At 30.1% G+C, this 13,592-nt stretch carries 16 protein-coding genes; all 16 read left to right on the top strand.

Annotation, left to right across the window (positions count from 1 at the left end; all coding sequences use genetic code 11):
* Positions 1-158: 158 nt before the first annotated feature.
* The 16 genes from QLS31_RS12175 (at position 159) to QLS31_RS12100 (ending at position 13,332) form a co-directional block, all read left to right on the top strand.
* Positions 159-476, top strand: coding sequence for a hypothetical protein (locus QLS31_RS12175; protein WP_282744091.1), 318 nt, complete (start codon positions 159-161; stop codon positions 474-476).
* A 265-nt stretch (positions 477-741) separates the two neighbouring features.
* On the top strand, positions 742-1,086 hold the full coding sequence (locus tag QLS31_RS12170) for a hypothetical protein (RefSeq protein ID WP_121342972.1): 345 nt from the start codon (positions 742-744) through the stop codon (positions 1,084-1,086).
* 111 nt (positions 1,087-1,197) lie between these two features.
* Positions 1,198-2,091: an AAA family ATPase gene (locus QLS31_RS12165; RefSeq protein ID WP_282744089.1), complete on the top strand. Its 894-nt coding sequence runs from the start codon at positions 1,198-1,200 to the stop codon at positions 2,089-2,091.
* Positions 2,072-3,049: a DUF3871 family protein gene (locus QLS31_RS12160; protein WP_282744088.1), complete on the top strand. Its 978-nt coding sequence runs from the start codon at positions 2,072-2,074 to the stop codon at positions 3,047-3,049. Before QLS31_RS12165 ends, QLS31_RS12160 begins: the two co-directional genes overlap by 20 nt.
* Positions 3,050-3,121: 72 nt before the next feature.
* A complete protein-coding gene (locus QLS31_RS12155) occupies positions 3,122-3,370 on the top strand; it encodes a hypothetical protein (protein ID WP_282744087.1) in 249 nt (82 codons plus the stop codon).
* Positions 3,371-3,552: 182 nt separating this feature from the next.
* Positions 3,553-4,323 carry a hypothetical protein gene (locus QLS31_RS12150; protein WP_282744086.1) on the top strand — a complete coding sequence of 257 codons (771 nt, stop codon included), beginning with the start codon at positions 3,553-3,555 and terminating at the stop codon, positions 4,321-4,323.
* 204 nt (positions 4,324-4,527) lie between these two features.
* Positions 4,528-5,931: a primase-helicase family protein gene (locus QLS31_RS12145; RefSeq protein ID WP_282744085.1), complete on the top strand. Its 1,404-nt coding sequence runs from the start codon at positions 4,528-4,530 to the stop codon at positions 5,929-5,931.
* Positions 5,921-6,568 carry a GIY-YIG nuclease family protein gene (locus QLS31_RS12140; protein ID WP_282744084.1) on the top strand — a complete coding sequence of 216 codons (648 nt, stop codon included), beginning with the start codon at positions 5,921-5,923 and terminating at the stop codon, positions 6,566-6,568. Before QLS31_RS12145 ends, QLS31_RS12140 begins: the two co-directional genes overlap by 11 nt.
* A gap of 229 nt (positions 6,569-6,797) precedes the next feature.
* Complete coding sequence (locus QLS31_RS12135; protein ID WP_282744083.1) at positions 6,798-7,682, top strand: nucleoside triphosphate pyrophosphohydrolase family protein; 885 nt, start codon at positions 6,798-6,800, stop codon at positions 7,680-7,682.
* 30 nt (positions 7,683-7,712) lie between these two features.
* Positions 7,713-8,708 (top strand): nucleotide kinase domain-containing protein, encoded by a 996-nt coding sequence (locus tag QLS31_RS12130; RefSeq protein ID WP_282744082.1) that lies wholly within the window; start codon positions 7,713-7,715, stop codon positions 8,706-8,708.
* Positions 8,705-9,184 (top strand): TIR domain-containing protein, encoded by a 480-nt coding sequence (locus QLS31_RS12125; protein ID WP_282744081.1) that lies wholly within the window; start codon positions 8,705-8,707, stop codon positions 9,182-9,184. Before QLS31_RS12130 ends, QLS31_RS12125 begins: the two co-directional genes overlap by 4 nt.
* A gap of 10 nt (positions 9,185-9,194) precedes the next feature.
* Entirely contained in the window at positions 9,195-9,803 is a 609-nt protein-coding gene (locus QLS31_RS12120) for a hypothetical protein (RefSeq protein ID WP_282744080.1), read from the top strand.
* Positions 9,804-9,810: 7 nt separating this feature from the next.
* Complete coding sequence (locus QLS31_RS12115) at positions 9,811-10,368, top strand: toll/interleukin-1 receptor domain-containing protein (protein WP_282744079.1); 558 nt, start codon at positions 9,811-9,813, stop codon at positions 10,366-10,368.
* A gap of 52 nt (positions 10,369-10,420) precedes the next feature.
* Complete coding sequence (locus QLS31_RS12110) at positions 10,421-11,197, top strand: TIR domain-containing protein (RefSeq protein WP_282744078.1); 777 nt, start codon at positions 10,421-10,423, stop codon at positions 11,195-11,197.
* Complete coding sequence (locus tag QLS31_RS12105; RefSeq protein WP_282744077.1) at positions 11,190-12,368, top strand: toll/interleukin-1 receptor domain-containing protein; 1,179 nt, start codon at positions 11,190-11,192, stop codon at positions 12,366-12,368. Before QLS31_RS12110 ends, QLS31_RS12105 begins: the two co-directional genes overlap by 8 nt.
* 7 nt (positions 12,369-12,375) lie before the next feature.
* Complete coding sequence (locus tag QLS31_RS12100; RefSeq protein ID WP_282744076.1) at positions 12,376-13,332, top strand: hypothetical protein; 957 nt, start codon at positions 12,376-12,378, stop codon at positions 13,330-13,332.
* The last annotated feature ends 260 nt before the right edge of the window (positions 13,333-13,592 follow it).

Genomic DNA, 13,592 nt, shown 5'->3' with positions numbered 1-13,592 from the left:
ATTCTTGAAATTATATTAATCATTGGAGCCTTTAGTTTACTTATTACTTTATTCCAAACAATTAAATTCTTATGAAGCTCCAGAATTAACTTGGCATTTAGTCGAAATGATACTGATGCCATGAGGTGTTTATACTTTTAATGTTACAGAAGAAAAATATGGGACAATTATTAAATGCAAAATGTAACCTTTGCAATTTTGAAACAGATTTTAGATATGGTGGAGGTCGGTTTAATTACCATGAAAACTGCCCTGTTCCGGCAATAAATAAAGAAACTGGACACTTTGAAAGTGTGAACTACATTACAGAAAAAAATAATAAACAGTATTTATTCTATACTGATAAGCAATTAAAGGGTGATAATGGCAACAATAATGTCTACCAAAATTTTACTTTAGAACTAAATCAAACCAATAATTTATGCCCAAATTGCAATCAGTATTCTTTTGACTTTGCAATTAGAATGTTTTATTAATCAGTGAATACAAAATTAATATTAAAGAAAAACAGAGCAACTATAACGGTTGCTCTTTTTCTTTGGTAAACTCAAAACCTTCGCAAAATTTTTTTTTAAATTTTTTTTCAAAGCAAGCGTAACTTAATTAAGAGTCATACCCCGACTTCCATTATGTTTTGGGGATATACCCGCACTAAAACACGTTGGAATTAGATTCATCACTCCACCTTGTTCAAACTTTGCGGGTTTCCCGTTTTGTCTAATCTTATAAATTATTAAAACTATGGTTACAATTTCAGATTACAAGTCTATTGAAAAAGAAGACGGAGAAAGCTTCTTAGTATTGGTATTACAAGGAGGAGTTGAGCCTGTTAAAAGCCAAGCAACTGGAAAGATTTATTTTACCGCTAGAACTGCTAATGTTCCAGCAACATTTGATGAAATAACTTGTCAAAGTTTAATTGGTTCTCAATTTGAAGGAATTATTAGAAAAGTTAAAAGTGAACCTTATCAATATACGATTAAGGAAACTGGCGAGATTGTTAAACTAGATTATCGTTATGAATACGTAATAGATACTGACGAAATAATCAAAGATCAAGTTATCGAAGAAGAGTTTGTCGCTTAAACATTTTTGAAAAACACATATAAAGGTCTCCCTAACAAGGAGACTTTTTTTGTTTAATGCTATTCGGATTCAAAAGATTACCTCTTAAAAAAACATTTAAATCTAAAAATTATGAAATTACAAAAGGCAGAACGCCATCAAGTTAAACTACGTATAGGGCTTTCAGGTCCTAGTGGGTTTGGGAAAACCTATTCTGCATTGTTATTAGCATTTGGAATTACAAACGATTGGAGCAAAATTGCTTTGATTGATACTGAAAACAAATCAGCAAGTCTTTATTCTCATTTGGGTGACTTTAACGTTCTGTCACTCGAAGAACCATTCAGTCCAGAACGTTATATTAAAGCAATTCAGCTATGTGAAAGTTCAGACATAGAAATTATCATTATTGACTCAATTAGCCACGAATGGCAAGGAAAATCAGGTTGTTTGGAGATTCACGAACAATTAGGTGGAAGATTCCAAGATTGGGCTAAAGTAACTCCAAGACACAATGCCTTTATAGATGCAATCATTAAATCAAAGTGCCATATTATCACAACTTCACGAAGAAAAGTGGATTATAGTCTTGATAAAGATTCCAGTGGTAAAACCAAGGTGATGAAATTAGGTACAAAGGAAATTACTCGTGAAGGGTTCGAGTATGAGTTAACGGTAAGCTTCGAATTTTTAAATGACAGGCATCTAGTTTCTGCATCCAAAGATAGAACTGGTCTGTTTACTGGAATACCTGAATTTATTATTAATTCAACAACAGGTAAAAAACTTATCAATTGGTGTAATCAAGGCATATCGATTGATAAAATTACTGAAGAAATAAATGCTTGTGCAACACCCGATGCTTTAAAAGAAGTTTATGGGAAATATCCAAATTTAAGCACAGAACTATATCCTGTAGTGATGGCTAGAAAAGAAGTGCTTGATAATCTTTCAGCACAATTAATCCACGACGAAGAAATTATTCAAAACTTAAATCCTCAAGAAAATGAATTTAGTATTAAATAATCAGGAGCATCAAATTATTGATGAAACGGAAGTAATTGTATTTCCTAAACGGAATTTCATTGAAGCAAACACCACTGAAGTGTCATTAAACCATCTAAAAAATGAATGCAGCGTTCCTGTTTTTGCAAAAGATAACGAGTGCACGATTAGCCACTATGAATTTATCAACAGCACTAAAGAAGTGGTTGAAGACATCTTGAATTACAAAGGCATTTTAAAGCCTGATATTCGAGTATCTCATGTAATCAAAGGTAGAATTCCAACTGCAATAGGAAAGCCCGCAAAAGAGCTTCTAGAGCACGAGAAAACGATTTATTACGAGCGCATGGCATTCGTTATTGAGGTACCTGAAATTAGTGAAGTTATCAATGGAAACAAGCTCAATTTAACGATTGGCGGAGTAAGAAGTTACAACCAAGAGAATCTCTTCAGTAAAAAATCTATGGAGAAATTTAAAGTTTTTGTAGGGTTTCAGAATACTGTTTGTACTAACCTTTGTATAAGCACTGATGGACTAAAAGAAGATTTGAGAATCAGCTCTGTTTTAGAATTAAAAGCTAAAGTGTATGAGTTAATCAACAACTACAAAAAGAAAGAGCATTTGATCGATATGAAGCGTATGTTCAGGTACTCGTTAACTGAAATTCAGTTTGCTCACTTGATTGGAAAGATGAAACTATTTCCTTATTTGAGCAAAGAAGAGAAACTAATACTTTTCCCTCTGGCTATGAATGACACACAATTAAATATTGTCGTCAGGGATTATCACACAGACGCTCACTTTTCTAAATCAGAGAATAATACGATTAGCTTTTGGAACCTTTACAACCTGTTCACTGAAGCCAATAAGAGCGCTTACATTGATAGTAACTTAGAAAGGAATGTTAATGCGTATGCTTATGTGAACTACCTGTTAAATGCCATTGAAAAGAAGGAATCAAACTATTTCATCCATTAATATAATATAGCATTTTTATCGACAATTGGTAGCAAGCTTACCCACTAAAAAACAATATTATATTCCATAAAAATGACAAAAAAAGAGTTGGCAGAGCTATTAAAATACAGTTCTCCACGAGAAATTTATGTAATTACGCATTATAATGTACTAAAACGAGTCTTTTGTCCTTTTCGAGTAACCGTTTTGCAAGAAATTGGAGCATTAAAGAAAGGGCAAATTGTTTTAGTTCATGAAATCAAGGTTACATATGAGTTAAAAACGGTGTTTATCATCAATAATCAAGCGTTTTACTATTATCATTTTGATATTATCATGTAAAAAGCAAAGCTGTTATGCTGTATTTTGTATAATAATCAAACTTTTGAGACGGTTTCAGCTTTATCAAAAAACCCCTGAAAACGTAAATAGCTATTATTAATTCGGGTAACGCAAAAATTATATACATTGCGTTACCTTTTTTTATTAAAAAAACTTGTCAAGTTGACGTCAACTTTTATCCTATGATTTTCACACCCTCTTTTATCGATTTTAGCACGGAATACCATTTTTTAAATCTTCAAAATAAATTCTTGTCTTATGATGAAAGAAGTATTGGAATGGTTGAAGAAATTCAATTAAGAGGAGGAAAAGGCATATTTACGGAAGTGAAAAAAGAAGATTTTTGTATCACTTATAAAACTCTTGACATCAATAATGTTGATCATTATAAGGATATTTATTTTTATAAAGAGTTCATAACTTCCAACATTGAAACATTAGCAATTATTACAATAAATCAAATAACTTCAAGGATTAAAAAGGATTTTTTACATAATGAATTAGAAAGAAAAAGCTACATAACTCTAACTATTCAAAATATAAAGAATTTAGACATCCAAATATCTAATGCAATCTATTTATCTAAAGATATCAATATTTTACTTTCTGGTCAGTTAGAATTAGTTCTAGACTACTTATATGAAAATAATCTTTCTGAAAACTTGTTCAAATTTGATGAAAAAATACAGCTAAAAATGAACAAGAATGATATTCTGGCTTTTTTCATACTGTTAAGACAAAAAGGAATTATCAAATATCCTTACAATGCAGAGTTAGGCAAATTAATCGATAATCATTTTTTATACTATGATAAAACTACAGATGATTATAAAGAGATCCAGCACTCTAACAAGTTATTGAGCGAATATGGAAATGGTTCAAAATCTATTTCAAAATCAATCACTCGATTAAAAGACTTTTTTACTAAGGGTAACTTCTTTCATTTAAAATAAGCTACCTAACTAACGGGGGAAACAAAAATTTCCCCTATTCTTACTTGACATTAGTCACACCTTTGTACCAGTTCTTTGAAATAATGAAAACCAAAATAGACGATACAACGAGGTCGTAGGTATAAATATATTTCAAAAAATATATGGTCAATTGTCTTGCCATAGAATTTAGTGAAATGGACAAATATTATAAAGTTATAATACATGAATGAGAAAGCAGTCCAATTTTGGACAGATGAAAAAGGTAAACCAAGTAAAATCAATCAGTCAGCTTTAATTTTGAATTTAAACAACATCGGCTATGCAAATCTCCGAATTAATCCAACTAATTATATATTAGTAAAATGTGAAAACAACAAGATAACAAGAACATCTGAACATGAAATAATCACCGTGTTAAATGAATACCTTAAACAGAATGCAACAGAAGAGGTACAGGAAACATTTGCACGAGGAGTTGGTACTTATGTGTCTAGTAAAAAACTAACTCTTTTAAATACTTTAGAATTTAAAAAAGATAGAGACAGTAAAAACAGTTCTGATTTTTACTTTAAAAATATCTTTTGCAATGTGATAAAAGAAGGTGTTCAAGTTTTAGATTATGAAAATTCAGCATCGGTAATATGGGAGGATAAAATAATACAAAAAGATTTCACACTCCCTAAAGATGAAAAACCTGGTGATTTTGAAGTTTTTTGCAAGAACTTAACCTTTAACGATAGCGAAAGATTTAACGCTTTTAAAACGATGATAGGGTACCTACTCCATAGAAACAAAGAAATTGGAGAACCCAAAGCAGTAATATTATATGATGAAAAAATGGGGGTTAACAAACAAGCACATGGAGGAACTGGAAAAACCATAATCATTAAAGCCTTGGAGATGTGTAGAGAATCCGTTTATGTTAGTGGTAAAGAACTGAAAACGGGAAGTTTTTTTAAGAATCAAAGGATAAATATTACTACAGATATAGTCGCTTACGATGATTTAAAAGAAAATGTTGATTTTGAAGATTATTACACAATGATAACTTCAGGTATAGAAGTTGAAAAAAAAGGAAAGCAATCTTTTATAATTGATTTCGAAGACGCACCTAAAATTTTATTAAGCTCAAATTATTTGATTAAAGGAGACGGTGGAAATTCAGACTTAAGAAGAAGACATGAATTTGAAATAGCAAATCATTACAATAAAGACTCTACTCCTGAAATGGAATTTGGAAAAAGGTTTTTTAGTAAAGATTGGGGTGAAGATCAGTGGAACAAATTTTATTATTTCATGATGACATGTTTACAAGATTATCTGACAAATGGTTTGATTGAAGTAGATTCAATAAACTTAGAAAAAACTAAAGCAGATAGCAAAAGTTGTCCTGAATTTGTAGAATACGCTAACAGCAATTTTACACACAATGAGTGGCGGGATAAAAGAGCTACCCAAAAAGAATTTGAAGAGTCTTATCCTCAAGTTGAAGTGGTGAGCCCTCATATCTTTTCAAAATGGATAACAAATTTTTCTAATGACAATGGATGTGATTTTCACACAAAAAATTCAGGAGGCACTTACAGCTTCATTTTAGCAAAAAAAGAGATGAAATATGCAAAATAAAATCATCTACAAGGTTGTGAACATTCAAACTAATGAAGTTTACATTGGAGCTACTGCAAGATCTCTTGAGGAGAGAAAAGCAGACCACCTACAAAAAGCAGATAAAAAAGTTGGCAGTTATTTTCAAGAAGCAATCGGGACATATGGTCCCGAGGCTTTCTCTTGGGAGCAAATCGATACTGCTTCAAATAACGATGAATTAGCCCATAAAGAGATCAAGTATATTTCAGAATATGACGCACTTGAAAATGGATATAACTCTGATAAAGGCGGAGGGATTAAGAAAACCGTTTATAAATACAATTTAGACGGTTCATTAAATGCAACATTTGAAGATTTGACTACCGCTTCAAAAACAATAGGCGTAAGGAAGCAAGATATAAGTAGAGCCTGTTGGAACGTAAATCATACTTTAGGCGGTTATCTATGGAGTTATGACAAAATGGAAACGTTCGTTGCTGAGAATGATAGTAGAAAAAAGGAAGTAGTACAATCTTTTTTAGATGGTAATCTTGTAGCCAAATACATTTCCGTTGCAGAGGCTTCTAGGGAAACTGGAATTTCTAAAACCTGTATTTCGAGATGCTGTAGGGGAGAGCGGGAAAACAGTAGTGGCTTTTTATGGAATTATTGTTAAAATTAAAGGCGGTGTAAAAACCGCTTTTTTTATTGCTGTTTATTATAAAAATATCGATAAAATTAAAATTATAAAATTTAAATAAATATGTAAGAATTATTCCTATATTAGCATTAATTAAAAAACTAAAAAAGAGCATATTACATAAAAATAGATAATGCGATACACCTTGCATCATTAAAATTTAATCTGAGTTCAACAAAAAAATTAATTGTAATAATTCTCATATATGGAATTTAATAAATATCAAGAACAAGCTGAGAGAACAATACAGAAAAGCTCATCTGATGATAGACTTAGCTCAATTGTACCTTTTTTAGGGATAATTGGAGAAATTGGCTCAGTCTTAACACAATTAAAAATCAAATTAAGAGATGGAGATTCCTATAAAGTATATAAAAAAAAATTAAGTGAAGAACTTGGAGATGTATTGTGGTATCTATCTACAATTGCAACTCAAAATTCTTTGACTTTAGAAGAAATCGCCTCACAAAATCTTGATAAAATTAAAGATAGATTCTTAGTTGATGAGACAACAGAATATAAAGACTTCGATTTAGATTATCCAGATAATGAAAAATTCCCAGACGAATTTGAAATTCAATTTATTTCATATGTAGAGGATGGTATCAACAAGCTAAAAATAATTGATAAAAGAGATGGAGAAATGATAGGTGATCCCCTAACTGACAATACTTATGAGGAAGACGGCTATCGTTATCATGATATTTTTCATTATGGATATTTAGCAATTATGGGATGGTCTCCTGTAATAAGAAAACTTATAAAATTAAAGAGAAAGAGCGATTCTGAAGTTGATACGAATGAAGATGGAGCACGATCACAAATAACAGAGGAATTAATTTCCTTATTTATTTATCATCATGCTGTTGACTTGGATTTACTAAAATACAGTAAAAGTGTAGATTCAGGTATAATTAAACAGGTTCAAAATTTAGTAAAAAATACTGAGGTTAAAGAATGTAGTGGTATGCAATGGGAAAAAGCAATTTTAAATTCTTATGAAATTTTTAATGAGTTAAGAGAAAATCAGGGAGGAAGAGTGTTAGTTAGTAAAAAGAATCGAAAGCTAATTTATTTAGGAAAGAACTAATCAATCCTCTTCAGATATTATTACCATTCTATGAAAAATATAGTTATCCTCAATAAAAAATTAAAACCTAAACCAAGTATTGTTTATGATACCTATTGGAAATTTGCCAAAGAAAGACAAAATATATTTTTTAATAGGTTAAATGACGGATGTTATCCATGGTCCGACAACTTAATATTGAACGAATATAAGTTTACAAATGTTTATAGAGCAAGTGACAGAGTTAGTCAATACTTAATCAGGAATGTTATTTATAGAGGCAGTCAAGAACCAAAAGAAATCCTTTTTAGAATATTATTATTCAAAATATTTAATAAAATTGATACTTGGGAATTCCTAATGGATCAATTACAAGGGATAACGTGGGAAAATTATTCCTTTAAAAAATATGATACTCTTTTATTGGAATTATTAAAAAATAAAGTTCCAATTTATTCTGCGGCATATATTATGGCATCTGGTAAATCTGCATTTCATTTAGATAGAAAACATCAAAACCATTTAAAGTTAATTGAAATGATGCTTACTGATGATTTATCAACGCAATTAATTCAATCTACAGACATGAGGGATGGATATAATCGTCTTAAAAGCTATCCTTCTATAGGTGAATTTTTAGCTTATCAGTATATAACTGACATCAATTACAGTTCTCTAACAAATTATAGTGAGCAAGAATTTACAAAAGCTGGACCTGGAGCAAAAGATGGTATCACTAAATGCTTTACGGATTTGAGAGATTATACATTTGAAGATGTAATAAAGATGATGAATGAAACTCAAGAACTTGAATTTGAAAGATTAGAATTAAAATTTGATACTTTATGGGGAAGACCATTACAAATGATTGACATCCAAAACATATTCTGCGAAGTAGATAAATATTCGAGAGTTGCTCATAGTACTATTGTAGGTTTGTCTAACAGGACGAGAATAAAACAGAAATTTAAATTCATCGAAAAAGAAAAAATTGATTTTTTTTTTCCTCCAAAATGGAATATAAATAATTTAATTCATAACATATGAATAAAAAATATAATGTTTTTATAAGTCATAAAGGCGTTGATGACGATTCTGTTCAAAGACTCAAAGAACGATTAATATTCAAAGGATATTATATTAGAAATGGTTCTATAGATAGTACTAAGCATCGTGATGAAATTCCACCAAAAAAAGTTATTGAACGTTTGTTACAAATGCGAATAAACTGGGCTGGTACATTTATTTGCCTCATTGGCGAAAACACTCATAAAAGCAAATGGGTAAATTATGAAATTGAGCAAGCCCATTTGAAAGGTAAACGAATCGTAGGCATTTATGCTCATGGTTGCAAAGAAAATGTTGAACTTCCAGAAAAATATAAAGAATACGGAGGGCCAGCTTTGGGTTGGAATTCATTAGACAAATTAGGAGCCGTACTTGATGGCGAAAATGTACCAACAGAAAAGCCGGATGGTTCAATAAGCACACCAATTTTCACAATTACACGCGTAAAATGCTAAAAAAAGAAAAATGAATTACTACTCTTATAAAATTGAACACGATTTTGGATTAGCTCCAAACCCGTTTGGCGGTTTTTGCACGCTAGCTGTTTGCAGACCTACAGTTAGAGCTAACAAAAATCTCAAGATCGGAGATTGGATTATTGGCACAGGGAGTGTAAAATTAAAAAACCTTCATCATTTAATTTATATCATGCAAGTTGATGAACGGCTAACTTTTAATGAATATTGGAGAGATCCAAGATTTCAATATAAAAAACCAGAAATTAATGGGAGTCTAGTGCAAATGTATGGTGATAATATATATCATCAAGATCTTCAAACTAAAGAATGGATACAGAAAAACTCTGCTCATTCTCTTGTTGACGGAGAACCTAATATGGGGCATGTTGATAAAGACATCGATGGTAAATATGTGTTAATATCTAAAACATATTATTATTTAGGGGATAATTCAATTAATATACCTATGAAATTTAGAGATATATGTAGCAATGGTAGAAATATGAAAGGGCCCAGTATTGATAAAAAAAATGCGGAAAAATTTATAAAATGGGTTAAAGAAAAATTTGATATAGGAATTCATGGAGATCCTATAAGCTGGAAAAATCATAAATAATTGAGATATGGGAGGACTAAATCGATTTTATTATCCAGTCAAATATGAGTCAAGAGCACAAGTACTTTCATTGGGAATCAAATGTGTTTTTATTTCCTATCAAAAAGATGATAAGGATGATGCAATAAAAGTAGCTGATTATTTGATGTCGATTGGTATAGATGTATACATTGACAGATATGATGCTGAATTGAAAATTCATCATCAAAATAATAATCCGAAAGCTGTAACTGAATCTATTTGCAAGGGTATTAACAATAGTAGCCATATGTTAACAATAGTTTCCCAAAGTACACTTTATTCTACTTGGGTTCCCTTTGAAATTGGATATGGATATGATAAAACAGAATTATGTGTTTTATGTTTAAAAGATATTCCAAAAGGGAAACTTCCTGAATATGTACGAACATCAAAAATCATAAGAGATATTTATGATTTGAATTTTCTAATTAAAAAAATAACGGGACAGGACACGGCTATTCTTGAAAAAGCAAATTATTTAAATAAGACAATCTACACTTCTTTATCACCTGTCATGGATATAATGACCAATGATCTTTACTGATTCTAATGCTGGACGTTTTGCTTTTACAATAAAAATAAATTATCATAAAAAAATGGAAGAAAAATATTATTGTATTTCAAGATTAACAAAAAATCAAAACGGATTAATTCAAGAGGTTGATATACACGAAGTGATTAACGGTCATATAAACCATTACGGGATTTTAGATCGAAATTGGATGATAGAGGCATGTCAATATTTTGATTTAAAGCAAATTGAAAAAATTGAAAATGGTAAATGGAAATTAGATGGAGATTTTAATTATGACGGCGCCTATTTTAAATGGGCTAGAAAATTACCATTAGTAACAACCAGACATAAGACTTTTTTAAGTTATTATCATTATGATGATCAGGAATACAAGGAAAAATTCACAAATTTATTTAATGATTTAATTATAGCTAAATCTGTGAATGACGGAGATATTGATTCGGATAACAGTGATGAGTATATAAAAAAGTTAATTCAACAAAATCACTTAGAAGATTCAACTATTCTTATTGTGCTTCTAGGACCAAATACTAAACATAGAAAGCATGTTGATTGGGAAATTTCAGGTGCTTTAAATTTAAGAGTAGGTGATAAATATTCTGGTGTACTAGGATTAAAATTACCAACACATCAGGATTATGGCACTGGAAATCATACATATTTAAACTTGCCAGAAAGATTATCAGAAAATTTAAAATCAGATTATGCGATAATTAGAGATTGGACTGATGATAGAATATTAATGCAAGAATACATTGAATTAGCATTCAACAAAAGAAATGATACTGGTAAAATAAAAAATTCTTTACCTCAAATGAAAGAAAACACCAATGAGTAAAAAAACCAAAAAATATACATCTCCACTTGCATTATATGTGATTTGGCATCCAGAATTTACAGAAGGAAAAATCTATGCTGAAAAAGTATTTTCTGCATTTTGCAGAAATTTTGAAAATTCATTAGGTAGAAGTTCAAACATTCCTGTGTACTTTAGGTCTAAAGTGAATCAAACTTCAGGGATTCCAATAGATATCAAATATGATGAAGCTGACAAAAACGCAATCCTCCTTCTGGTTGATGATAATATGTTCGAAGACAATAAGTGGGAAACGTATATTCAGGATTTAGTAAAAAATAAAGCCAAAAACACTAGAGTGTTTCCTGTAGCTTTTTCTGAATATTCTTATCATATAGATAAAGAAAATTTAAATCAGATTCAATTTATTAGAGCAAAAGATATAATTGGGAAAGATGAAAAAGAAACAAATGATAACAGATGGGAATTGATTAGAAATAGATTACTTCATGACATAGCTAGGCAATTATTAAATATTGCAGCTTCATATGATGTTGAAAAAACGGACGATGCTCCAGTTCAGTTGTTTTTAAGCCATGCAAAAAAAGATGGAGAAGATATAGCTAAAATGTTTAGAAACCATATCGAAAATAATTCAAAACTTAATACTTTTTTTGATACTAATGATATAGCAGACGGACATAATTTCGAAAAAGAAATTAAAAAACATCTCGAAAATTCAGCTGTTATAATTTTTAACACCGATGAGTATTCAAATAGGGAATGGTGTAGAAGAGAAGTCATTATAGCTAAGAGATTTAGATGTCCAATATTATGTGTTTTAGATATTAAAAGTGGAGAAACCCGCAGTTTTCCATACAGTGGTAATGTACCAACTTTAATATGGAATGATAATATGGAGGAAATAATTAATCAAACGCTTATTGAGTTTATTAATAATACATATAGTAAACAATTATTAGAAAAAACCATCTATTTACATGATATAAATAATTCTGTGGTGTTGCCAAAAGCTCCTGAGCTTTTTAATTATATTGATATTGAAGAATATAAAAAGGAAAAAGATTTTAAAGGAGAAATAATTGTTCTTTATCCAGAACCTCCTTTAGGTGCTGAGGAAATAAAACTTTTGAATGATATTGATAGTAAAATAAAATTCATAACTCCCGTACTATTATCAACATATAAGTAATATCCAAATGATTGAAGAAAATAAAATAAATTCAGATAATCTAGACAAGTTTGTTGAAGAAGATATAAAAGATTCTGCTACGAGAGAAGTAAAAACATTCTTACACGATAAAAATATAGCAATATCCGTAAGTGAGTGTGAAGATATTGAAGAACTAGGTTTTTCAAAAATACATCAACAAGATATAATTTTAGAATTAACACGATATCTCATAATTAATGGAGCAACACTAATATATGGTGGTGATTTAAGGGCGCAAGGATATACTTTCATGTTCTCTGAAATTGTTGAACAATATATCTATAAAAAGGAAAATAAGAAATATTATAAAAATTTTTTCAGTTTCCCTATTTATCTAGATATGACTCAAAAACATAGATTGGATTTTAAAAAGAATGGTATAAAAGTAATACAAGTTGAACCTCCTGAAACTTTAGATGTAGATCCAAATCAATTTTATATTCCCAACAATAATGAGAATATACTTATTTGGACTGAATCGCTTACGAAAATGCGTAAAGAGATGAATGTCGATAGTCATGCAAGAATTTTTATGGGTGGGACAAGAACAAATTTCAAAGGAAAATATCCTGGTATTTTTGAAGAAGCATTAATCTCTTTAGAAAGTGGTGTTCCAACTTATTTCATAGGAGCCTTTGGAGGTATAACAAAAAGTATCATTTCTGCCCTTCTAAATGAGAAGCCTGAAGAACTAACTGAAGAATGGCAGAGAAAAGCCAATATAAAATATTCTGAATTCATCAATTTTTATAATGTAAAGAACGATATTGAAAAAATAGATTACGCTAAAAATCTAGAATTTTTAAACAAATTTACAATTGAAAAGCTTTGTAAAAATAATGGTCTTGATGAAGATGACAATAAAAGATTATTTGAAACAATACATCTTCCTGAAATTATATATTTAATATTGAAAGGATTAAAAAAAATATTAAATTATTAAAAAAGGCATACCGTTCGGATACCTAAAAAATAACAGCATACCTAAAGACTTGAAAAGAGGTTACTTGCCCGGCCATGGGAGTGCCCAGGTGGGACCACAAAACCCTTTAAAACAAATGTTTTAGAGGGTTTTTCTTTTTTTATTATATGCTTGTCCGTTTAGTTGCCTATAATTCATTCCATTGATGATTGACTCCAGCAATGATTAGTCTTTCCATTGTTTTATCTTGAAAATATCTTCGATTGAATTTGTAGCAAAAC

The organism is Flavobacterium sp. XS2P24, assembly GCF_030010285.1.
GTDB classification, from domain to species: domain Bacteria; phylum Bacteroidota; class Bacteroidia; order Flavobacteriales; family Flavobacteriaceae; genus Flavobacterium; species Flavobacterium algoritolerans.
Note: the sequence above shows the minus strand (reverse complement) of the source record. Positions and strands in the feature narration are given on the sequence as shown.

What these genes read in the sequence shown, in the direction of transcription:
- QLS31_RS12145 (WP_282744085.1), top strand. Translation starts at nt 4,528, where the DNA reads ATGAATGAGAAAGCAGTCCAATTTTGGACAGATGAAAAAGGTAAACCA.
- QLS31_RS12130 (WP_282744082.1), top strand. Translation starts at nt 7,713, where the DNA reads ATGAAAAATATAGTTATCCTCAATAAAAAATTAAAACCTAAACCAAGT.
- QLS31_RS12100 (WP_282744076.1), top strand. Translation starts at nt 12,376, where the DNA reads ATGATTGAAGAAAATAAAATAAATTCAGATAATCTAGACAAGTTTGTT.
- QLS31_RS12115 (WP_282744079.1), top strand. Translation starts at nt 9,811, where the DNA reads ATGGGAGGACTAAATCGATTTTATTATCCAGTCAAATATGAGTCAAGA.
- QLS31_RS12135 (WP_282744083.1), top strand. Translation starts at nt 6,798, where the DNA reads ATGGAATTTAATAAATATCAAGAACAAGCTGAGAGAACAATACAGAAA.
- QLS31_RS12175 (WP_282744091.1), top strand. Translation starts at nt 159, where the DNA reads ATGGGACAATTATTAAATGCAAAATGTAACCTTTGCAATTTTGAAACA.
- QLS31_RS12105 (WP_282744077.1), top strand. Translation starts at nt 11,190, where the DNA reads ATGAGTAAAAAAACCAAAAAATATACATCTCCACTTGCATTATATGTG.
- QLS31_RS12120 (WP_282744080.1), top strand. Translation starts at nt 9,195, where the DNA reads ATGAATTACTACTCTTATAAAATTGAACACGATTTTGGATTAGCTCCA.
- QLS31_RS12170 (WP_121342972.1), top strand. Translation starts at nt 742, where the DNA reads ATGGTTACAATTTCAGATTACAAGTCTATTGAAAAAGAAGACGGAGAA.
- QLS31_RS12160 (WP_282744088.1), top strand. Translation starts at nt 2,072, where the DNA reads ATGAATTTAGTATTAAATAATCAGGAGCATCAAATTATTGATGAAACG.
- QLS31_RS12110 (WP_282744078.1), top strand. Translation starts at nt 10,421, where the DNA reads ATGGAAGAAAAATATTATTGTATTTCAAGATTAACAAAAAATCAAAAC.
- QLS31_RS12140 (WP_282744084.1), top strand. Translation starts at nt 5,921, where the DNA reads ATGCAAAATAAAATCATCTACAAGGTTGTGAACATTCAAACTAATGAA.
- QLS31_RS12155 (WP_282744087.1), top strand. Translation starts at nt 3,122, where the DNA reads ATGACAAAAAAAGAGTTGGCAGAGCTATTAAAATACAGTTCTCCACGA.
- QLS31_RS12150 (WP_282744086.1), top strand. Translation starts at nt 3,553, where the DNA reads ATGATTTTCACACCCTCTTTTATCGATTTTAGCACGGAATACCATTTT.
- QLS31_RS12165 (WP_282744089.1), top strand. Translation starts at nt 1,198, where the DNA reads ATGAAATTACAAAAGGCAGAACGCCATCAAGTTAAACTACGTATAGGG.
- QLS31_RS12125 (WP_282744081.1), top strand. Translation starts at nt 8,705, where the DNA reads ATGAATAAAAAATATAATGTTTTTATAAGTCATAAAGGCGTTGATGAC.